Origin of the sequence: Bradyrhizobium sp. BR 1433 (assembly GCF_051547665.1) — a bacterium.
Classification (GTDB): Bacteria; Pseudomonadota; Alphaproteobacteria; order Rhizobiales; family Xanthobacteraceae; genus Bradyrhizobium; species Bradyrhizobium australafricanum.
In genome coordinates this window covers 3,819,325-3,839,748 of record NZ_JBPUGG010000001.1, presented here as the reverse complement: position 1 = coordinate 3,839,748, position 20,424 = coordinate 3,819,325, and the positions used below count along the sequence as shown (strand labels likewise).

Genomic DNA, 20,424 nt, shown 5'->3' with positions numbered 1-20,424 from the left:
GTCGACCAGCCTGCTCCCAAATTACTGCCTCGGCGTATGGGTCCCGGCTTTCGCCGGGACGACGCGGAGCAAGTGTCGGCAGTGCCGGTCATCGTTGATGTTACCCCGCGACCTGCTTGATGCGGGCAATCAGTTCGTCGACGGCCTTGTCCACCGGCACCTTCTCGCTGACGACGCGGTTCATGGCCTTGGCCCAGACGTTCTCGTTGTTCAGGATGGTGAACTTCCAGTTCTTGGTGAAGTCGAACGGCGCGGTGCCGCCGGTGAACTGATTCCAGACCGCCTTGCGATGCCGGTCGGCCTGCCAGAATGGGCTCGCCTGGCTGGCCTTGGTCACCGGGAACCAGCGCCCGAGCGCGCCCTCGACATAGGGCCGCACATTGTCTTCCTGCATCAGGAACGCGATGAACTGCTTGCCCTCGGCCTTGTTCTTGGCGTTGGCGAAGATCAGTCCGGTCTTGACGTCGGAGCGGTACTTGATGGTCGAGCCGTCCGGCGCCTTCGGGAAGGACGCGGTGATGATGTCCTGCTCATAGGCCTGCTTGCCGGCGGCGCGCTGCGCGTCGGTCAGCGCCGGGTTGGTGGAGTCCTCGAACCACTTCGCCGCGATCGAGATCGTGAAATTGTGGGTCATCACGATCGTCTTGTTGTGGAAGGCGACATTGTTGTCCGGGTCCTTCCAGGTCGTGGAGGACGGCGGCGTGCAGCCCTTGATGTATGTGTCGGTGTAGTCCTTCAGTGCGTGGATCAGGCCGTCGCGCACCTTGGGATCGTCGACCAGGAGCTTGCCGTCGTCGTCGACCAGCTTGACGTGGTAGGCGTCCATGAAGGTGTAGAACGACTGGAACGAGTCGGTGGATTCCACCCCCATCGGCTGGCCGACGCCGTAGATGCGCTGGCCGGTCGCCTTGCGGATCGCGGGCTGCACCTTGTCGCACCAGAACGTCCAGTAATCCTCCCACTTGGTCGGAATGTCGGCGGCCTTGAAGCCGGCCTTCTCCAGCATGTCGCCCCAGATCTGGACGTGCATGCTCTGCTGCTTCAGCGGGAAGCCGTAATAGGACTTCTTCTTGGTGACGTCATTGTAGAGCAGGGCGGCTTCCAGCGTGTTCGGCGCGAAGGCATCCTTCATCGGCAGCATGATGTCGGACAAGTCTTCGAGCTTGCCCTCGAACGCCCACTTGCCCTGGGCCTGCACGTCGTAGGTGTCGGAATAGGCGACGTCGGGCACGGTGCCGGAATCGAGCGCGGCGACCGTCTTCGGAATCATGTCCTGGATCGCGTATTGCGACAGTTCGACCTTAATGCCGGTCTTGGCTTCGAATTTCTTGATCGTCTCGAGCAGCGCGTCGTCTTCGGATTTGTAAAATCCCTTGCCCCACCAGACGGTGATCGTCTTGCCCTGGGCGAGCGCGGGTGCAGTTGCGGCGAACAGGCCGACCGCGGCGACCGCAATTGATAGCGCACCGATAACCTTGGATCTCACGTTGTTCTCCCTCATGAGGCCGGCTTTTTAACCGGTTGGAGAAAACACTAGCGCATGCCCGTGACCCGATAAAGATGTCGCGCCGCCGACTTGTGTAGGGGTTTGCGGCGAGCGCGTGGATCGGTCCCGGTGCATCGATGCGCAAAGTGAATGGATTCAGTTCGACTTCGCATTCTCGGCCGACGCCGCCGGTGCGCCGCCGGGCGCGCCTGCCGCAGCATCGGGCGCCGCCGCGGGCCGTGCGGCTCCGCCGGTGAAGCGCTCGATCACCGAGCGCACCGCGTCGCGGGTCTTGCGATCCTTCACCGCATCGAGCAGCGGGGCGGAGGCCGGCGAGCGGCGGATCAGGCTTTCCGGATCGGGGAAGATCAGCGGATCGTCCCACGGCCCCTGGATCACGAAGGGCAGATCGAAACCGTTGCCGCCGGCCGATGCCGAGGTCAGGCTGGCGACGCCCTTGAGATCATATTCGCGCGACGGCACCGAGGCCGTGCCGGTCAGCGTGATCTTCGCGGTGGGGCTTTCGACATGAATGTCGTCAGCGGTCGCGACGCCGTCGGCGAATTTCACCGAGATGCTGAGATTGTCGTAGGGCGTCGAGCCGGAGCGGAAATTGCCGCCGCCGGACAGCGGCCGCTTCTCCAGCCGCTTCAACAGCTGCTCGACATTGAAGCCCGCGATCGCGCCGTCATGCCCGTTCAGCGTCGCGGTGCCGTCGAGCGACGACGCGAGCCCGAACGGGCTCGAGCCCGAGGCGGTCAGAGAGACGTTGAGATTGCCGCGGCCGGACAGCTTGTTGATGCCGAACAATTCGCTGGCGCAGGCCTGCAAATCGACATCGGTGAACTGGAATTGCGCCCTGACGTCGGCGACCGCATCCGAGCGCGCGATCGCGAACGAGCCCTTGGCGATGCCGCCATACATCTGCGCCTCGCCGACGCTGAGCGCCAGCGCGCCGCCGCGCAGATTGGCGCCGAACGCGGTGCGGCCGAGCTTGGACGGGCCGACCGTCACCTTGGCCGCCGACAGGCGCATGTCGAGATCGGTCGACGACAGCGAGGAAAGGTCGAACAGCTGCCTGTTCCAGTCGCGCTGGCCGCTGGCCAGCAGGCGGAACGTCGAGATGTAAGGCGTGAAATCGAGGTTGCCGGCGGCAAGCGTCGCCTGCAGCGTCTGCCGGCCGTTATTGGCGTAGGTCATCACGCCCTCGGCGACGTTGCCGTCGAGCTCGACATTGACATTGGTGAGCGCGACCGAGCCGCCGACCACATTGGCGCGGGCCTTCAGCGCGAAGCGGCCGAAGCCGCCACCGCCGCCGGGCGGGGCCTGGCCCATCCAGCGCAACGCGTTGCGCAGCGACGGTGAGTCCATGGTGGCGACGCCTTCCATCATCAGGCTGGTGCGGTTGGCGACGGTTCCGTCGAAAGCAACTTTCAGCGGCGCGCTGGCGAGCCGTGCCTTCAGGCCGGAGCGGTCGCCCGACAGCAGCGCGACGAAGTCGCTGGCGCTGATCGAGCCGTCGACGCGTTCGCCGCGCCAGTCGAACTGGCCGGTTGCGGCAAAGGAACGCGAGATCGAAGGCCAGGCCAGCGACAGGTCGATATCGCCGAGCTGCTCGGAGATGTTGTTGGTGCCGTCCTGGTAGTTCAGCTCGCCGTCCTGGATCCGGATTTCGGAGAACGACACCTGGTTCTCGGCGCCGGGCGTCATCGCCTTGGCGATGGTCTCGACGAACGGCGTCCAATTGCTCTCGCCGGCGCCGTCGCGGACCACATGGATATGCGGACGGAGCATCATGACGTCGGCAATCTCGAACCGCCGCAGCAACAGCGGCAGCAGGCGCAGATTGGCGGTCAGCACGTCGACCTGCAGGGCGGGACCGATGGTATCGGCGCCCTTCAGCCCGACATTATGAAAGGAGACGTAGCTGCCCGGAAAAACCGAGACGTCGATCGGGCCGTTGACGACGAGTTCGAGCCCGGTCACGGCGCGGATCTGCGCCTCCACCGCGCGCTGCAGCGCGTCCCGGTTGAGGAACCACGACGTTCCGACCAGCCCGACCAGCGCCAGGCCGAAAAGCGCCGCGATCGGCATCCCCAGGCGCTTAATTCCTTGGGCCATCGTCAATGACATATCCGGGTCGGGTTGAATTTTGTCGGGTCGTCGTCGAACACAGCGGGCTCTCGCCGGAGGCCCCTGCCAACCCACGCAACTTGAAGGGTTTTCTTGTCGCTTTCAAGGCCATGTTGCTGCCGCGGGCCGCCGCACCGGGCCGTGATTGACGCATTGCGAAGATTTCGCCTAATAATCCGCTTTGCCACAGCCGTTCCGCGCCCTCCATCAGGTATTCGCTGCATGAACAAAGTTTATCCCGACGCCAAATCGGCACTCGATGGTCTCCTCAAGGACGGCATGATGATCATGTCGGGCGGCTTCGGCCTCTGCGGCATCGCCGAGACCCTGTCGGACGCGATCCGCGAGTCCGGCGTCAAGGGCCTCACCGTCGTCTCCAACAATGCCGGCGTCGACGGCATCGGCCTCAGCCGGCTGCTGGAGACCCGCCAGATCAAGAAGATGATCTCGTCCTATGTCGGCGAGAACAAGCTGTTCGCCCAGCAGTATCTCGCCGGCGAGCTGGAGCTCGAGTTCAACCCGCAGGGCACGCTGGCCGAGCGCATCCGCGCCGGTGGCGCCGGAATCCCGGCCTTCTACACCAAGACCGGCGTCGGCACGCTGATCGCCGAGGGCAAGGAAGTGAAGGAATTCGACGGCGAGAAGTACATCATGGAGCGCGGCCTGTTCGCCGACGTCGCCATCGTCCATGCCTGGAAGGGCGATACCGCCGGCAACCTGGTCTACCGCAAGACCGCGCGCAACTTTAACCCGATGATGGCCACCGCCGCGAAGGTCACCGTCGCCGAGGTCGAGCATCTGGTACCGGCCGGCGAGATCGATCCGGACCACATCCACACCCCCGGCATCTTCGTCAAGCGCATCATCGAGGTCGGGACCGGCAAGAAGCGGATCGAGTTCCGCAACACCCGCCCGCGGCCCGCCGCCTAAAACCCATTTCTTCAGGAGAGCCTCATGGCCTGGACCCGTGAACAGATGGCCGCCCGCGCCGCCAAGGAGTTGCGCGACGGCTATTACGTCAATCTCGGCATCGGCATCCCGACGCTGGTCTCGAACTACATCCCCGACGGCATCGACGTCAGCCTGCAGAGCGAGAACGGCATGCTCGGCATGGGCCCGTTCCCCTATGAGGACGAGGTGGACGCCGACCTCATCAATGCCGGGAAGCAGACGGTGAGCGAGCTGCCCTCGACCAGCTATTTCTCGTCGGCCGATTCCTTCGGCATGGTGCGCGGCGGCCATATCGATCTGTCGATCCTCGGCGCCATGCAGGTGGCGCAGAACGGCGACCTCGCCAACTGGATGATCCCCGGCAAGATGGTGAAGGGCATGGGCGGCGCCATGGACCTCGTCGCCGGCGTCAAGCGCGTTGTGGTCGTGATGGAGCATTCCGCCAAGGACGGCGCGAAGCTGCTCAAGCAGTGCAACCTGCCGCTGACCGGCGAGCGCGTGGTCGACATGGTCGTCACCGATCTTGCGGTGTTCACCATCGACAAGCACGGCAAGGACGGCATGGCGCTGATCGAGCTCGCCGACGGCGTCACGCTCGACGAGGTCAAGGCCAAGACCGAGGCCGAATTCCGCGTCGCACTGAAGAACACCTGAGATGATCGGCGCGGGACGATCCTCGATCCGTCCCGCACGATCCGATGACGCCGGCTTCATCGCCCGCATCGTTCTGGCCGCGCAGCGCGGCCCGTTGCCGCGCGGCTGGTTCGACATCGCGCTCGACCGGGGCGAGCCGGAATGCCTGGCGTTCATGACGCGGCTCGCCGTGGCGCGGGTGCGGTCATGGTATCACGTCGTCCATTTCCTGATTGCTGAAGTCGATGGCGTGCCGGCCGCCGCGCTCTGCGCGATGCCGGCATCCGGAACCGTCGTCGCGGCACGTGCGGCGATCGAGGAAGTCGCAGCAGAGACCGGCATGGATGCCGATGCCATCGTCGCGCGCGGCGGCTATGCCCGTAACTGCTGGGTGCAAGGTGGCGAGAGCGACTGGCTGATCGAGCATGTCGCCCGACAAGCGTCCCATCGTGGCGGCGGCCTGGTGCAGGACTTGATCCGCCGCGCACTCGCCGACGGCAAGGCGGCCGGTTACACGCAGGCATCGATCTCGTTCCTGATCGGCAACGACGCCGCCGAACGTTGCTACGCCAGGGCCGGCTTCGCCTTCGCCGAAGAGAAGCGCGACGCCGCCTTCGAGGCGACGACCGGCGCGCCGGGCTTTCGCAGATTTGCGCGGGCGATGTGAATAGGGCGCACGGCGAACGGCCCGCATATACATCTGTCGTCCCGGCGAAGGCCGGGACCCATACGCCGCGGCGGATGTTGCAGGCGGGACTCGTCGTTGCAATCGCGCATGACAATTCGCGTCGGTGGTTATGGGTCCCGGCCTTCGCCGGGACGACAGTGAGTGTGCGGCACGGCTTGTGAGTCATACGCCCGCATTTTCGCGACATGGTTTGTCCGAGTTGACAGTTTTTTGCTGAGTTTCCCGTCGGGCAGCCACACGGCGCGGCGCATTCGGCGCCCGTCGCGCTCGCCGGCTTGTCCGGTCGTCCATGCAATGGCAGAATTGCGCCATATTGTGCAAAATCGGACACGGGCCATGCCACTCATCCGGATCTGGGTCTATGACGGTATCCTCGCTTCGGGCGTGGCGGGGATTGTCGACGTGTTCACCGCCGCCAATTCGGTGACGTCGCGGCGACCGCGACGTCGCAGCGGCACGCCGTCGCAGCTGCGGTGGCGCGTCGAGTCCTTGAGTGGCCGGCCGGTCCAGACGGCGTCAGGCCAGGTCATCGGCGTCGATGGGCCGATCGGTGCGCGATCTTCGGCGGACGCGGTGGTGATCCCGGGACCGTTCGTCGGCGATATCGAACGCTTCTTCGCGCGGCTCGATACCGTCGAGCCGCTGCTCGCGGCGCTGCGCCGGCAGCATGAGCGCGGTACCCTGCTCGCGTCCTATTGCACCGGCAGCTTTATCCTCGCCGAGGCCGGCCTGCTCGACGGCAGGGTTGCGACCACCCATTGGGCGAAGGGACGGACATTCGCGATGCGCTATCCGGCAGTGGATCTGCGCGTTGCCGAGATCCTCACCGAGCAGAACCGCATTGTCTGCTCGGGCGCGGTGACCACCTCGCTCAATCTCGCGCTTCGGCTGGTCGAGAAATTCGCCGGTGCCGACGTGGCCGCGGAGACCGGCAAGCTGATGCTGATCGACAGCAATCGCGCCTCGCAGTCACCCTATGTCAGCCGCACGTCCGACACGCAGCACTCCGACGCGCTGGTGGCGCGGGCGCAGAGCATGATGGAGAAGTCGCTGCAGCAGGGCTTCAGCCTTGCCAAGCTGGCCCGCGACCTTTCGGTCAGCGAGCGCACCTTGAACCGCCGCTTCAAGCTGGCGGTCGGCGAGGCACCGCTGCAATATCTGCAAGCGCTGCGGGTGGATGTCGCCAAACGCCTGATCGAAACCACACGGCTGAAGGTCGACGCGGTCAGCGCGCGCGTCGGCTACGACGACCTGTCGACCTTCCGTCGGCTGTTCAAGCGCGAAACCGGGCTCTCGCCGCGCGAATACCAGCGCCGGTTCGTGCGCAGGGCTCCCGCCGCCTGAGCACGCCGTGTCCGAATTTGCCCTGAAAATGGCGATACTGCCACTGCTGCCGGGAGTGCGCCTCGGATAGACCTCGTGCTGTCAACAACAGGAGGTCTCTCAATGCCGATGATCGACGTGACAATTCCCGAAGGAGCCCTGAAGGTGGAAGCGGAAGCGCGGCTCATCAAGGAGCTCGGCGATATCCTGATCGGTCACGAGGGGTTCGATCCGGCGAACAAGGTTGCGCAAGGCGTCACCGTTGTCTTCCTGCATCGGCCGGCCGCCGTTTACGTGGCGGGCCGGCCATCGCCATCGCCGCGATTTCGCATCGTCCCGACGGTCCCCGAGGGGCAGTACACCGAAGCCTCGCGTGCGGCCTTGGTGAGGGACGTGACCGATGCCGTGGTGCGCGCCGCCGGCGGTTCGTTCGAGGACGTGGCGCCGCAGGTCTGGGTGTTTCCGACCGAGATCCCCGACGGCCAGTGGGGCAGCCGTGGCGTCATTCGTCCGCTGCCGGACATCCAGGCCTTCATCGCCGGCGAGCACGAGCGCAAGGTCGGCGAGGCGCGTCTGGCGCGACGGCGGCGCGTCAAGGCGCTGGAGCTGCTTGCGGGCGCGTTCGACGCTGTCCGTAAGGGCGTCGACTGACGCGGGCACAGCCATGACATCCGACACCCATTTCAGGCTCGCGGCGATCCAAGCCGCCGCGGTGCCATTCGATCGCGACGCCTCGGTGGAGAAGGCCTGCCGCCTGATCGGCGAGGCGGGCGCCATGGGCGCGACGATCGCCGCCTTCGGCGAGACCTGGCTGCCCGGCTATCCCTTCTTCTGTCACGCGCCGACCGGGCCGAGCACGTTTCGCGCGATGGCCGAGTATCTCGACAACGCGGTCGAGATTCCCTCGCCCGCGACCGATCGGCTCTGCGCCGCCGCCGAGGCCGCCGGATTGGATGTCGTGATCGGCGTCGCCGAACGCGATGCCGTGACCAAGAGCACGGTCTACTGCACGCTGCTGTTCATCGGTCGCGAGGGACGGCTGCTCGGCCGCCATCGCAAGCTGAAGCCCACCTTCAACGAGCGCTCGGTGTGGGCCGATGGCGACGCGGCGGGGCTGCGCGTGCATGAGCGGCCCTATGGCCGGATCAGCGGCCTCAATTGCTGGGAGCACAATACCATGCTGCCCGGCTATGCGCTGGCCGCGCAGGGAACGCAGATCCACGTCGCAGCGTGGCCGGGGCGGGAGCCCGCGGCGGCGCCACCGTCGCCGACGCCGCTCTGGCCGCGGCAGTTGTTGCTGTCGCGAGCGTTCGCCTCGCAAGCCGGCTGCTACGTCATCGCGGTCGGTGGCATGCGCTCGCACGAAATCACGCCGGAACGCTACCGCGAGCTCTCGACGATCGAGTACAGCGGCGACAGCGTCATCATCGATCCGCGTGGCGAGGTCATCGCAGGTCCGGCGCAGGGCGAGACCATCCTGATCGCGGACGGCTCGCGGGAGGCCGTGCTCGCCGCCAAGGCGCTGTGCGATATCGGCGGCCATTATTCGCGCCCCGACCTGCTGCGGCTGATCGTCGATCGCAATCCGCAGGAGCGGGTCATCGACTGCGGCTTCGCCGGGCGTGTCACGCCGGAGATGTGGGAGTGACGCGACGGCGCGGGTATCCCGCGCCGTCGAAGCTTGTCGCGAGAGAGGTCGCTCCGCCTCACGAAGCTTCCTGCGGAATTGCGGATGGTGATTCCTCGCCCTTGAGCTCCTCGAGGCTGCGATGCCGCGGCTCGATGCCGAGCGCCCATACGGTGATGATCTGCACGATGAGCAGTCCGATCATCAGGGCCATCACGCCGGCGACGCCGCGCGCTTCGAACAGCATCACGACCAGGAATGGTGTCACGATGGTGGCACCTCGACCGAGTGTGTTGACTATGCCGGATGCCCGCAGCCGCACCTCGGTCGGGAACAGTTCGGGAATATAGATGCCGAACAACAGTGCGACCAAGACATAGATCGGCACGGTCAGCGCGAAGCCGACGGCCGGCAGCAGGAATGGATCCGAGATCATCGGATAGATGACGCCGAGGATGATCGAGATCAGCGATGCGCCGATGATCGTGGGCTTGCGGCCCCAGCGGTCGGCGGTCAGGGCGCCGATCGCCGAGCCGATCGGCGCGCCAAGCGCCATCAGCAGCGAGTAGCCGAACGAGGTCGCGACGGACAGGCCCTGCTTGATGAAGAACACCGGCAGCCAGGTCACGAAACCGTAGAGCAGCGTATTGATGGTAATCAGGCATACCGCGCCGACGATCATGCGGGACAGCAGCGGCGCGGTGAACAGCGTGGCGAGATCGGGCGACACCGGTGCCGGCGTTGCAGCCGCGGGCGCCGGCAAGGGCTGCCCCTGGGAAGCTTCTTTCTCGATCGCCTGCATCAGCGCCTCGGCCTCGGCGGTGCGTCCCACCGCCTCCAGCCAGCGCGGCGACTCCGGCAGCGACTTGCGCAGGTACCAGACGATCAAGGCGCCGACGCCGCCCAGCACGAACATCGCGCGCCAGCCGAATTGCGGGACGACGACCGATGCGACCAGCAGCGCGATGGGCAGGCCGGTCACGACGCAGACGGCGGTGAAGCCGAGCCACTTGCCGCGGCTCCGGGCCGGAACGAACTCGGTCATGGTGGAATAGCCGACAACGTTTTCGGCGCCGAGACCGACGCCCATTACGAAACGGCAGGCAATCAGAAAGGCCATGTTTGGCGCAAACGCCGCCGCCAGGGACGCGATGCCGAACAGCAGCAGATTGAACTGGTAGGTGAAGCGTCGTCCGTAACGGTCGCCGAGGAAGCCGGTGCCGAAAGATCCGAGCATCATGCCGACGAAGGTTGCGGAGATGAACGCCGCGTTTTGGGCGAGCGTCGAGAATCCGGTCTTCAACGTCACGCCGAGCACGGTGCCGGCGATATAGATGTCGAAACCGTCGAAGAACATTCCGATCCCGATCAGGATCATGATCCGGCGATGGAATGGTCCGATCGGAAGCCGATCGAGGCGGCTCCCGGCATTGACCGATGTCGACATTTGCGCTCTCCCCTTGACTGTTTCCTGGTGATGCGGCCCGCCATCTGTGGGCGGTTTGCCGCTTTGCTCGACTGCGGCTAGTTCAACCGGCGCTGGCTGGCCGTGTCGCGGTACCAATCGAATGGCTGTTCGTGGGTCGCGACCATCACGCTCTTGGTGTTGAAATGGTCGTCGAAACTCTCGGTGCCGCATTCCCGGCCGATGCCGGAATCGTCAACGCCGCCCAGGGCGAGGCCGGATCGAGCCGGTGGTGATCGTTGATCCAGACGATCCCGGCCTTGACCGCGGCGGCCACGCGATGCGCACGCGCGACGTCGCGGGTGCGAATGGCGGCTGCGAGGCCAAAGGGCGAATCGTTGGCGAGCCGGAGCGCGTCGGCCTCGTCCTTGAAGGGGGTCACCGAGGTGAAGGGGCCGAACACCTCCTCCTGGAAGATCCGCATGTCGGATTTGACGTCGGCGAACACGGTCGGTTCGACGAAATAGCCGTTGTCGTGGCCCGCGACCTTTGCGGCCACGCCGCCGGTGAGCAGACGCGCGCCGTCTTCATGACCGTAGCGCGCATAGCTGAGAACGCGGTCGCGCTGGCGTGCCGAGATCACCGGCCCAAGCTGCGTGTTCGGATCGAACGGATCGCCAATGCGGATGGTGCGGGTCTTGGCCTGCAGCTTTTCGACGAACTCGTCGTAGATCGAGGCCTGCACGATATGGCGCGACGCGCAAACGCAGGTTTGGCCGGCGCCGATGAAGGCCCCGAACGCGGCATAGTTGACGGCGCGGTCGACGTCGAAATCGTCGAATATCATCACCGGCGTCTTGCCGCCGAGCTCCATGGTCTGGTGCGCGAACACCTTCGCCGCGGCGCTGCCCGCGATGCGGCCGGCTTCGGTCCCGCCGGTCAGCACAAGCTTGTCGATGTCGCCATGCTCGGCGAGCATCTTGCCGGCGCTCTGGCCGAGGCCAAGCACGATGTTGAAGACGCCGGGAGGCAGCCCGGCCTCGCTGAAGATCTGGGCGAGCTTCAGTGTCGTCAGCGGCGTGTATTCCGATGGCTTGACCACGGTGACGCATCCGGTCGCCAGCACGACGGCAAGCGACTTGCACAAGATCATGAGCGGGTGATTGAAGGGCGTGCAGTTGGCGACGATTCCGATCGGCGTGCGCAGGGTGTAGTTCAGATACGCGCCTTCGACCGGGATGACGGAATCACGGCGCGACAGCGCCAGTCCGGCGAAGTAGCGGAAGAAATCCGGCAGGCGCGACAGCTGCGCGCGGGTTTCGTTGACCGGACGGCCGTTGTTCAACGTCTCCAGCCGGTACAGCGTGTCGAGATTGGCCTCGAACGCGTCGGCGAGCCTGTTGACGAGCCGGGCGCGCGCTCTCGTGTCCATCCCGCCCCACGCCTTGCCTTCGAATGCAGCGCGCGCGCTCTTCATCGCACGATCGATATCCGCGGCGGTCGAATTCGGAATGCGGGCGATGACGTCGCCGGTCGCGGGATTGCGGACGTCGAGCATCTCGCCGTCTCCGGCCTCGACCTCGCGTCCGTCGATGAAGTTGCCGTGGATCTCGACGTCGATCGTCGCGGGCTTCGACGGAATGTTCATGATGACCTCTCTTCGACGATGACGGCGTTGCGCTTGAGTGCCGGCAGCACGCGCTTTTCGGTCGCCGCGATGTGAGCCTTGATGATGCGGGCCGCGGTGCGTGCCTCGCGCTGCTGCATGGCATCGATCAATGCGACATGCTCGGCCACGAGCTTCGCCGGGTCGTGGCCCTTCAGATTGGAGACGCTGACGCGCACCAGCCGATCGGCCTGGCCGATCAGGTCGCAGAGCGTGGCCGCCATGCGGCGGTTGCCCGATGCGTGCGCCAGCGCCGAGTGGAAGCCGCGATTGTAGGTGATGAAATCTTCATGGCTGCCGGAGAAGCGGCGGAATTCATCGAGTGATTTCAGGATGCTGTCGGGCGCGCTCTCGATTGCTTCGGCGACGCAGGCCGGCTCGAGCGCAAGGCGGAAGCGCAACAGATCGCGCGCGTCGGACAGCGAGATCGGATTGACCCGGTAGCCCTGGCGGGGCTGCACCGTCACGAGGTGCTCGCGCTCGAGCCGCAGCAGGGCGTCCCGGACCGGCTGGCGGCTGACGGCGTAACGCTCCGCCAGATCCTGCTCTCGTATTTCATCACCGGGAGCAAACTGGCACGATAAAATATCAGACCGTAGGTTTTCGTAGATATTTTCGCGGAGAAGGGTCATTTTTGCGGATCTCCTGCCCAGTAAATTGCAGTCTCTGAAATATCACGTCAAGCTGAAATCCTTGAAATCGCGGTGATTTGATTTATCAATCGTCCGCAGGGGCGCTTCGGAGCCCAAATGCGCGAATTTCAGGCGCGATTTGAAAGAGAGCGACGATGGACAGGCTTTTGGCCAACCGCACAGTCAACGCAGCCCAGTCGGGCGAGGGGCCGCCGTTGGTCCTGTTCCACTCGCTGCTGTCGGATCGCGCGAGCTTCGATGCGATCGTGCCGGAGCTTGCCCGGTCGTTTCGGACCATCGTGCCGGAACTACCGGGATTCGGTCGGTCGAGCGCGGTCGAGGGTGGCCTTGTCGCGATTGCCGACCGGATGGCGGACGCGGTGCATGATGCGGCTGATGGCACGCCGGCCATCGTGCTCGGCAATGGTTATGGCGGGTTCGTCGCGCTTCAAATGGCGATCCGCCACCCGGCGATCGCGAGCCGGCTGATCCTCGCCGACAGCGGTGCGGCATTCTCCGAGCCGGGCCGCGAGGCGTTTCGCAACATGGCCAGGGTTTCACGCGAGAAGGGGCTCGCCGCGATCACCGACATTGCAATGCGCCGGCTGTTTGCACCGGATTTCCAGGCACAGCATCCCGCGCTGATGCAGGATCGCCGCGACGCATTCCTGCGCACCGATCTCAACGTGTTCTGCGCGGCCTGCGACGCGCTGGCGAGCCTCGATCTTCGTGCCGGACTACGCAGCGTGACCGTGCCGACGCTCGTCGTGGTCGGCGAATATGACGAGGCGACGCCGCCGCCGATGTCGTACGAATTGGCGGGCGGTCTGCCGAGAGCCAGGCTCAGGGTCATTCCGGGATGTGCGCATGTCCCGCAACTGCAATCGCCAAAACTGTTCCTCGATACGATCGGCGATTTCCTGGCGGTCAAGCATAACGCGCCCGCCTGAGGCGCCCGTACGCGGCTGGATCGTGCCGCGGGTCACGCGGTGGCGTGCCGACAATTTGGGCAGAACGCCCAGCTAATGCCGTTTGACGCGACAGCATCTCTGCCTAGTCTGACCGGAGACGGAGATGAAACATGCGAGCGATCCTTGATCACTGCACCGGCGGTCGCAGGCGCAGCCTGCCGGCGGGCACGGATTTCATCGAGGAGGGCGGCAAGACCGGTCATCTGTTCGTGCTGCTCGAGGGCAAGGTGGAAGTCGTCAAGGGCGACAGCCTGGTCGCCGTCATCGACGAGCCCGGCGCGGTGTTCGGCGAGATGAGTGTGCTGCTCGACCGGGCGCACAGCGCCAAGGTGCGCACCGCCACTGATTGCGTCCTGTACGAGTTCGACGATGCGGCGTCGTTCCTGCGCGAGCAGCCGGCGGTGGCGCTGCTGATCGCGCAGCTGCTGGCGCAACGGCTTCATGTCGCCACGACCTATCTTGCCGACCTGATGCACCAATATGCCGATCACGGCACCCATCTGGCGATGGTCGGCGAGGTGCTGCAGAGCATGATCAACCTGCCGCCGATGCAGGTCGCGCCAGGCTCGGATCGGCAATCCGATCCAAGGATATGAGCCAGTCCGGCGCATCGCGCACGGGAGCCGCCGGCCGCGACAGCGGCGCCTTGAGGTCGATCATCTGCGCATCGCCGGCGGCGAGCCAGAACGCCTTGTCCTGCGCGAGATCGAGCACGATGCAGACCGGAGGCCGGCCGGGCTGCAGGCCGGTGTTGAACACCCAGCTCGCTCCGATCCGGTCGAACCACGAGCCGCTCTGGATGAACGGCGACTGATGCACATGGCCCGAGATCACCATCGCCGGATGGTGGCGCTCGATCCAGCCGAGCAGCTCGGCGTCGCCGAAGAAGCGCTTGCCGCCCCAGCTGGTCGGCGAATCCGCCGGCGGGGCGTGATGGACCCAGACCCAGCGGCGGTGCGGCACTGCGGCTGCGGCACGAAGCTGATCGTCGATCCGCGCCTTGACCAGCGGGCCGTCCCACCACGGGCACACCGTGAACAGCGTGTCGCCGATCGTCAGGTTGTCGCCGTCGCAGGCGACGCCGAATTCCCTGATGCCCGCGACCCAGCGCGCGATCTTCTCGCCCTCCGGGTTGCGCTCGTCGAGGTCGTGATTGCCCGAGCAGAAGATCACCCGCGTGAGATCGGCGAGCCGCGACAGGTATTTCGTGACGACGACGATCTGGGCGCGGAAATCGACCGCCGAGCCGAGGTTGAGCGCATCGCCGGCGAAGATCACGAGATCGAATTGCGGTGCCGCCGCCAGCAGCCAGTCGAACTGCGGCAATGAGTAATGCAGATCGGCGACGACAAGACAGCGCATCGGTGAAATCCGAATGCCCGGAAAACGGGCGGGGCCGCACGGCAATGATTTCAAACAAGCCAAATCGCAGCAAGATCTATGCCGCGCCGCGCGGATCCGACGCGACAGATGTTCGCAGTGTCCTGGAATTGGCCGGCAAGACCGCGAAGGGCAGATCGCCGCTTACGCCCTTGCTGCGGCGTGGGCGAAGGTCACCTCGATCAGCGTGCCGGTGCGGCCGCCGGTCCGGATCTGGAATTTGGCGCGATTGGCTTCGACCAGCGCCTTGGTCAGCGACAGGCTGACGCCGCCGGAGCCGGCCTGATCTGAAGGCGTCGGGGCGCGGAACGGCTCCAGCGCCGCGGCGACCTCGTTGTCGTTGAGGCTCTGCCCGGTGTCGCGCACGCGCAGCATCACCTCGCCGAAATCCGACAGCGCGGTCGAGACGATCACCTGGCCGCCGGCATTGGCGAGATGGATCGAATTGCCGATCAGGTTCAGCGTGATCTGGCGCAGCGCGCGGGCGTCGGCGACGACAAGCGGCAGCGTGTGGGCGAGCGAGGTGCGGATGATGATGCGTTCGCGGTTGGCTTGCGGCTGCATGACCGCGACGCAGCTCTCCACCATCTCGTTGAGGTTCTGGCTGGCGAAGGCGAGGTCGAGCTTGCCGGTCTCGATGCGCGACAGGTCGAGCAAATCGTTGACGATCGCGATCACCCGCTCGCCGGAGGCGCGGATGTCCTTCATGTATTCGACATAGCGCTCATTGCCGAGCGCGCCGAAGCGTTCGCCGATCATCACCTCGGCAAAGCCGATGATGGCGTTGAGCGGCGTGCGCAGCTCGTGGCTGATCCGCGCCAGCATGTCGGACTTGGCGTTGGCGGCGCGTTCGGCAAGCCGCCGCGCCTCGCGCAATTCGCCTTCGCTCCTTTTCGTTTGCGAGAGATCACGGAACACCGCGAAGAAGTTCGGTCCATCGGCGCGGGTGCGGCCCATCGTCACCGACAGCGGGATGATGCCGCCCTGGCGGACGCGGCCGAGCGTCTCGCGGCCATGGTCGAGCAGGCTGGCGACGCCGGCCGATTTCATGCTGGCAAGATAGTCGAGGATGCCGTGCTGGCTTTCCGGCGCGAACAGGTCGGCGAGCTTGCGGGTGACGAACTCGTCGCCGTCATAGCCGAACAGCGCCTCGGCGCTGCGGTTGCAGGAATGGATGTTGCCGTCGGCATCGAACATGATGATGCCTTCGGCCGCGGTGTCGAGGATCGCGCCGAGCTCCTCGGCGTCGGCGTGGCCGGCCTGCGGCTCGGCCGGCGCAAGCAGTGGCTCGGCGGCCGCCGCACGCTCCGGCTCCGGCTCGGACAATGCGGCGGCGATCGCGGCATCCTCGTCCAGCGTGCGCGAGAAGATCAGCGCCAGCGCGGAATCGTCGTCCCAGGTGATGGTGTGCAGCCGCGCCTCCGCGGACACCGACTGCCCGCCATGCTCGGTGCTCTGGTTCGCGGAGATCGTCACCGGCGTGCCGGTGCCCGACGCGCTGCTCGCCTGCGAGACGCCGGGCTCGACATAGAGCGCGTCGAGACCGCCAGCGGCTTCCAGCGCGTGCAGGCTGTCATGGCCCATGCGCGAGAGGAAGGCGTGGTTGGCATAGAGCAGGCGGTCGAGGCGGTAGATCAGGATGCCGACCGGCAACAGATCGAGCAGCGCGCGGTCGCGCCGGGAATCAGCGCGCGGCGCCGGCTCCGCCGCAGCCAGCCAACTAGCCTTTGGCGGATCGGCCGGCGTCTCCAGCTGCGCGACCGTCTCGTGCGGCGTCGCCTCAGCTTGCTGCGGCGGTTCGCTTGCGGGCGCCGATTCGGCGACCGGCTCGGCCGGCACGCTGTCGTCCGTGGTCGCGGCGAGGCCGGCCTCGTTCTCGAGCCGCGCCGACAATTGACGGGCGAGCTCGTTGAAGGCGTTGTTCTCGACCGGCGTCAGCGACGGCGGCCGGGTGTCGCCGGCGGGACGGAACGGCACCACATTCGGTGGCGGGTCGTGACGCACTTCGTGCGTTTCCTCGTGCGTTTCCACGGCGTGATCCGGATCGGCTCGGTGTGAAGTCTCTGCGGCTGTCGGCTCGGTCAATTCCTCGGGTGGTGCTATGGCGGTCGTGTCGGGCGGCGGCTCCGCGTGAGGCGGAGGATTGTCCTGTGGCGCGGCGGGCCCGGGCGGCGCGGCGGTGCGCGGCGCCGGCGCGACATCGGCCGACAGCGATTGCGGCGCGAGCGTGCCGCTGAAGAACTCATAGCGGCGCAATGCGGCGAGTCGCGCAAGCCCGTCGAGGTCGCGACACACACCAAAGCCGCGATAGCCGGCGAAATTCCTGGCACGATCGAACACCGGCAGGCCGGACAGTTCGACCGGCAGCCGGCCGCCACCGTCGACCGGCCAGCGCAGCGTGATGCCGCTCCAGGTGTCATGGCTGGCGAACGCCTGCATGACGCGGCCCTCGGGATCGAGGCCAAAACTCTCGGCGATGTCGCTCCACAGCCGACCGAAGCCCGCCGCGGTGTGCAGGCCGATCAGGCGGGTGAATTCATCGGAGCCGAGCGAGAAGCGGGCCTCATGGTCCATCTGCCACATGAAGCGCAGCGGATGCCGCCGCACCGGCAACGGCGCGTCGAGCCAGGATGGTGGTGGCACCGGCGCCAATGTCGCGGGCTCCGGCTCGGCGGCAGGCGGCGGCGTGGGCGCATCCGCGATCGCATAAGGCGAGGGGACGGGATCGGCCGGGGGCGCCGATGTTTCCGGCGCGTTTGCCGTCTCTGCGAGATCAGGCGCGGGCTCTTCGGCGTGCGTCTCCGTGGGCACTTCGATCAGCGCTTCCGACACCGGCTCCTCGACCGCAGGCGTGTCGTCGGGCGTGGTGTCGAATGCCGCGGTCTCGACCGGCGTTGGGTCTGTTTGCGTGAGTTCTGCCGACGCGAGCGGCGAGGCAAGATGCGTAGGCTCCTCGATCTGCGCGCCGTCCGGCACTTCGATCAGTGCTTCCGACAGAGGTTCCTCGGCGGCAGCTGTTTCGTCTTGCGTGGTGTCGAGAGCTGCGGTCTCGACGGGCGCCTCTACGTGCGCCGCCTCTGCTGCCACGGCAGATGGAGCAGCATTCTCAGGTTCGGATTTGGCCGCGCTGACGATCGGCTCGATTGTGACGCGCTCTTCCGACTGCGGATCCAGCGCGTCGAACAGTGTGAAGGCGATCGGTGCTGCGCTGGCCGTCGCGGGCGCTTCGTTATGCGCAACGGCTTGTTCGACAACTGCAGGTGCTGGCGGCGGCTCTACGGCCATGGCCTCTTGCTGCGCTGGCGCTGCGGGAGCCGGTGCTTCGGGCGCCGGCATCTCCGGCTCAACCGGCGCAGGCACGATCGGCGCCGGCCTTGCGGCGAGATGCGCCGCCGGCTTGATCAACGCGACCAGCGCGCGATCGGCGCCGTGCCCGATCCGCTGCAGCACGACGCGGCCGATCGCGACGCTCGCCGCCGCGCGGCCCTGCGCCAGCGCTTCACCGCGCGCGGCATCGAGACCGGCTTCGGTGAGGTCGTGCAGGCCGGGCAGCGCACGCGCCGCCTCATTGGTTGCGACCAGCAGTCCGTCGCTGGTGAAGGCGGCGGACGGACGCGGCAAGCCCTGCAACAGCCGTTGCAGGCGTTCCGCGAGCGGCATGCCGCGGCCGGTCGCGTTGAGCGCGGTCATCAGGATGCTGTGGCTGCCGTCCGGCAGGTCGATCCGGGCGCAGCCGCAGGTCGCGAGCATGCCGGGCGCCGCGCCGAAGCCGCGCAGGCGCTCCAGCCGGACCGCGCCATTGGCGTTCAGGCCGTGGCCGAGCCGCGCGACCTGGCGGCGGTGCGGATCGGCCGGGCCGAAGCCGCGCTTCGCCAGTTCGGCGCCGTTGGCGGCACCGAATACCTGCGCGCCGACCGGATTGGCCCAGAGAATCCGCGCGCCGTCGGCCGCCCACAGCCATGCCGGCAGGGCGCCCGTCGCATGATCCGCCAGCCTGACATCGCCGAGCGCCTGGATCTGGAATTCCGCGTCACTCATCACGCAAGATTTGACCGCATGGGTTTGGCTTTCTTCCTTAAGCTCAGCCGAAGGCCCGGCAGCCGCAGGACGACAGCCTTAACAGAAGGTTAGTATCGCAACTGGGGGACGGCAGGTCCATGTCCGCAGCGAAACTGCCCAGCCTTAAGCCGGGATAACGTTAACTTCGCTGAACGATCCACAGCCGTTTGGCGTTGTCGGGCAAAGAGAGGTTGCTGCGAGCCGCGCGATGCGGAACCAGGCGGCGCCGCGTCACACCTGCGATTGCAGTGCCACGATATACATTCAGCCGTCTATCTTGCCCTGGGCCCGCAGGGCCAAGCGGCGGGCCGATCAGCAAGCGAGGGAGAGCGACCATGAGCGATAACGGGCGTGACCATTTCGAGATCCCCAAGTTCGAGATTCCCAAGGATATGCAGTCGATGGCGGAGGCGAGTTTTGAGCAGGCGCGCAAGGCGTTCGAGCAATTCGTGACCAACGCCAAGGACACCGCCGGCAAGATCGAGGAGCGCAACGCCACGATGCGCGCCGGCGCCAAGGATCTTTCGGCCAAGGCGCTGACCTATGCCGAAAAGAACGTGCAGTCGTCGCTGGACTACGCCGAGGCGCTGCTCAAGGCCAAGGACCTCAGCGACGTCATGCGGCTGCACAGCGAATATGTGCAGGGCCAGATGCGCTCGCTCGCCGAGCAGGCCAGCGAGATGGGCCAGGCCGTCAGCCGGGCCGCGATGGACGCGGTCAAGCCGAAGAACTGACGAGGCGCATTGGCCGCGGCCGACCCCGGCGCGTTCAGCCTCGGGCGGCCGCGGTAATCTTTTGTTCCGCCAGATAAAAAATGTGGCGCCGCACGCGATCTTACGTTGCGTTGCACAAAATTGACATGATATGGGTGTTTATTAGGCGCGCCCGACGAAGGGCACTCCCGTGAATCAAGGCAGCGTGATCCATTTCAGCGCTCCCGGCCTGATGGGCTCCGGGACGTCCGCAATGGTCACATCTACTCACCCGTTGCGAAGGATTACACGTATGACCAACCCGTCCGATCCGTTTTCCGCCTCGATCATTCCGTTTGAAGTTCCCGAGCAGATGCGCGCGTTCGCCGAGAAGGGCGTTCTGCAGGCCCGCGACAGCTACGCCAAGTTCAAAGACGCTGCCGAGACCCACAACTCGACGGTCGAGGCCGTGTTCACCTCGGTGAGCAAGGGCGCCAGCGAGTATTCGGCCAAGCTGATCGAGTTCTTCAAGGCCAACACCACCTCCTCGCTCGACTTCGCCCAGGAGCTGTTCAGCGTGAAGTCGCCGACCGAAGCGGTCGAGCTGTGGACGTCGCACGCCCGCAAGCAGTTCGAGACCTACACCGCGCAGGCCAAGGAACTGGCCGAGCTCGGCCAGAAGGTCGCCAGCGAGACCGCCGAGCCGATCAAGGCCAGCGCCTCGAAGTTCTACAAGCCGGCCGCCTGATCGCTGCCGTTTGGGAGACCAGCGAAAGGC

General features: G+C 66.0%; 16 protein-coding genes and 1 pseudogene. 10 read left to right on the top strand and 7 right to left on the bottom strand.

Features of this window, described 5'->3' with window-relative positions; genetic code table 11:
- Positions 1-100 precede the first annotated feature (100 nt).
- The gene (locus tag ACSKB9_RS18845) at positions 101-1,486 is read right to left on the bottom strand and encodes an ABC transporter substrate-binding protein (RefSeq protein ID WP_438074847.1); all 1,386 of its coding nucleotides are present in this window, start codon (positions 1,484-1,486) and stop codon (positions 101-103) included.
- A gap of 156 nt (positions 1,487-1,642) precedes the next feature.
- Positions 1,643-3,607: an AsmA family protein gene (locus tag ACSKB9_RS18840; RefSeq protein ID WP_253588857.1), complete on the bottom strand. Its 1,965-nt coding sequence runs from the start codon at positions 3,605-3,607 to the stop codon at positions 1,643-1,645.
- 234 nt (positions 3,608-3,841) lie between these two features.
- On the opposite strand from ACSKB9_RS18840, the gene ACSKB9_RS18835 reads away from it, so the two are divergent.
- The 6 genes from ACSKB9_RS18835 to ACSKB9_RS18810 all read left to right on the top strand — a co-directional run bounded on the left by ACSKB9_RS18835 (position 3,842) and on the right by ACSKB9_RS18810 (position 8,862).
- Positions 3,842-4,549 (top strand): CoA transferase subunit A, encoded by a 708-nt coding sequence (locus ACSKB9_RS18835; RefSeq protein ID WP_028336014.1) that lies wholly within the window; start codon positions 3,842-3,844, stop codon positions 4,547-4,549.
- 24 nt (positions 4,550-4,573) lie between these two features.
- Positions 4,574-5,224 (top strand): 3-oxoacid CoA-transferase subunit B, encoded by a 651-nt coding sequence (locus ACSKB9_RS18830; protein WP_076861292.1) that lies wholly within the window; start codon positions 4,574-4,576, stop codon positions 5,222-5,224.
- 1 nt (position 5,225) lies between these two features.
- Positions 5,226-5,870 (top strand): GNAT family N-acetyltransferase, encoded by a 645-nt coding sequence (locus ACSKB9_RS18825; RefSeq protein ID WP_438074844.1) that lies wholly within the window; start codon positions 5,226-5,228, stop codon positions 5,868-5,870.
- 357 nt (positions 5,871-6,227) lie between these two features.
- A complete protein-coding gene (locus ACSKB9_RS18820; protein ID WP_438074842.1) occupies positions 6,228-7,235 on the top strand; it encodes a GlxA family transcriptional regulator in 1,008 nt (335 codons plus the stop codon).
- 102 nt (positions 7,236-7,337) lie between these two features.
- Positions 7,338-7,865 (top strand): tautomerase family protein, encoded by a 528-nt coding sequence (locus tag ACSKB9_RS18815; RefSeq protein ID WP_438074840.1) that lies wholly within the window; start codon positions 7,338-7,340, stop codon positions 7,863-7,865.
- A 13-nt stretch (positions 7,866-7,878) separates the two neighbouring features.
- The gene (locus ACSKB9_RS18810; RefSeq protein ID WP_438074838.1) at positions 7,879-8,862 is read left to right on the top strand and encodes a carbon-nitrogen hydrolase family protein; all 984 of its coding nucleotides are present in this window, start codon (positions 7,879-7,881) and stop codon (positions 8,860-8,862) included.
- Positions 8,863-8,920: 58 nt separating this feature from the next.
- Here the strand turns inward: ACSKB9_RS18810 and ACSKB9_RS18805 are convergent, their stop codons facing one another.
- The 3 genes and pseudogenes from ACSKB9_RS18805 to ACSKB9_RS18795 form a co-directional block, all read right to left on the bottom strand.
- Complete coding sequence (locus ACSKB9_RS18805; RefSeq protein WP_028336020.1) at positions 8,921-10,288, bottom strand: MFS transporter; 1,368 nt, start codon at positions 10,286-10,288, stop codon at positions 8,921-8,923.
- 77 nt (positions 10,289-10,365) lie between these two features.
- Positions 10,366-11,894 (bottom strand): annotated as a pseudogene (locus tag ACSKB9_RS18800) (aldehyde dehydrogenase).
- Positions 11,891-12,544 carry a GntR family transcriptional regulator gene (locus tag ACSKB9_RS18795; RefSeq protein WP_438074835.1) on the bottom strand — a complete coding sequence of 218 codons (654 nt, stop codon included), beginning with the start codon at positions 12,542-12,544 and terminating at the stop codon, positions 11,891-11,893. The pseudogene ACSKB9_RS18800 and the gene ACSKB9_RS18795 overlap by 4 nt, the downstream one beginning before the upstream one ends.
- A 155-nt stretch (positions 12,545-12,699) precedes the next feature.
- On the opposite strand from ACSKB9_RS18795, the gene ACSKB9_RS18790 reads away from it, so the two are divergent.
- Together ACSKB9_RS18790 and ACSKB9_RS18785 are read left to right on the top strand one after the other, a co-directional pair.
- Positions 12,700-13,494, top strand: a complete 795-nt coding sequence (locus tag ACSKB9_RS18790; protein WP_438074833.1) for an alpha/beta fold hydrolase — start codon at positions 12,700-12,702, stop codon at positions 13,492-13,494.
- Between the two features lie 131 nt (positions 13,495-13,625).
- Positions 13,626-14,111, top strand: a complete 486-nt coding sequence (locus ACSKB9_RS18785) for a Crp/Fnr family transcriptional regulator (protein ID WP_092085086.1) — start codon at positions 13,626-13,628, stop codon at positions 14,109-14,111.
- Here ACSKB9_RS18785 and ACSKB9_RS18780 read toward each other — a convergent pair.
- Both ACSKB9_RS18780 and ACSKB9_RS18775 read right to left on the bottom strand, forming a co-directional pair.
- The gene (locus ACSKB9_RS18780) at positions 14,050-14,877 is read right to left on the bottom strand and encodes a metallophosphoesterase family protein (RefSeq protein WP_438074831.1); all 828 of its coding nucleotides are present in this window, start codon (positions 14,875-14,877) and stop codon (positions 14,050-14,052) included. The genes ACSKB9_RS18785 and ACSKB9_RS18780 overlap by 62 nt on opposite strands.
- Before the next feature lie 162 nt (positions 14,878-15,039).
- Positions 15,040-18,933 carry a PAS domain-containing protein gene (locus ACSKB9_RS18775; protein ID WP_438074829.1) on the bottom strand — a complete coding sequence of 1,298 codons (3,894 nt, stop codon included), beginning with the start codon at positions 18,931-18,933 and terminating at the stop codon, positions 15,040-15,042.
- Between the two features lie 356 nt (positions 18,934-19,289).
- On the opposite strand from ACSKB9_RS18775, the gene ACSKB9_RS18770 reads away from it, so the two are divergent.
- Together ACSKB9_RS18770 and ACSKB9_RS18765 are read left to right on the top strand one after the other, a co-directional pair.
- Entirely contained in the window at positions 19,290-19,688 is a 399-nt protein-coding gene (locus tag ACSKB9_RS18770; protein ID WP_438074827.1) for a phasin family protein, read from the top strand.
- Between the two features lie 271 nt (positions 19,689-19,959).
- Positions 19,960-20,394, top strand: coding sequence for a phasin (locus tag ACSKB9_RS18765; protein ID WP_028336028.1), 435 nt, complete (start codon positions 19,960-19,962; stop codon positions 20,392-20,394).
- Positions 20,395-20,424 lie beyond the last annotated feature (30 nt).

Coding starts and splice junctions, on each gene's coding strand:
- ACSKB9_RS18815 (WP_438074840.1), top strand. CDS start 7,338: ATGCCGATGATCGACGTGACAATTCCCGAAGGAGCCCTGAAGGTGGAA.
- ACSKB9_RS18825 (WP_438074844.1), top strand. CDS start 5,226: ATGATCGGCGCGGGACGATCCTCGATCCGTCCCGCACGATCCGATGAC.
- ACSKB9_RS18765 (WP_028336028.1), top strand. CDS start 19,960: ATGACCAACCCGTCCGATCCGTTTTCCGCCTCGATCATTCCGTTTGAA.
- ACSKB9_RS18820 (WP_438074842.1), top strand. CDS start 6,228: ATGCCACTCATCCGGATCTGGGTCTATGACGGTATCCTCGCTTCGGGC.
- ACSKB9_RS18810 (WP_438074838.1), top strand. CDS start 7,879: ATGACATCCGACACCCATTTCAGGCTCGCGGCGATCCAAGCCGCCGCG.
- ACSKB9_RS18780 (WP_438074831.1), bottom strand. CDS start 14,877: ATGCGCTGTCTTGTCGTCGCCGATCTGCATTACTCATTGCCGCAGTTC.
- ACSKB9_RS18805 (WP_028336020.1), bottom strand. CDS start 10,288: ATGTCGACATCGGTCAATGCCGGGAGCCGCCTCGATCGGCTTCCGATC.
- ACSKB9_RS18775 (WP_438074829.1), bottom strand. CDS start 18,933: ATGAGTGACGCGGAATTCCAGATCCAGGCGCTCGGCGATGTCAGGCTG.
- ACSKB9_RS18790 (WP_438074833.1), top strand. CDS start 12,700: ATGGACAGGCTTTTGGCCAACCGCACAGTCAACGCAGCCCAGTCGGGC.
- ACSKB9_RS18795 (WP_438074835.1), bottom strand. CDS start 12,544: ATGACCCTTCTCCGCGAAAATATCTACGAAAACCTACGGTCTGATATT.
- ACSKB9_RS18770 (WP_438074827.1), top strand. CDS start 19,290: ATGAGCGATAACGGGCGTGACCATTTCGAGATCCCCAAGTTCGAGATT.
- ACSKB9_RS18840 (WP_253588857.1), bottom strand. CDS start 3,607: ATGGCCCAAGGAATTAAGCGCCTGGGGATGCCGATCGCGGCGCTTTTC.
- ACSKB9_RS18835 (WP_028336014.1), top strand. CDS start 3,842: ATGAACAAAGTTTATCCCGACGCCAAATCGGCACTCGATGGTCTCCTC.
- ACSKB9_RS18830 (WP_076861292.1), top strand. CDS start 4,574: ATGGCCTGGACCCGTGAACAGATGGCCGCCCGCGCCGCCAAGGAGTTG.
- ACSKB9_RS18785 (WP_092085086.1), top strand. CDS start 13,626: ATGCGAGCGATCCTTGATCACTGCACCGGCGGTCGCAGGCGCAGCCTG.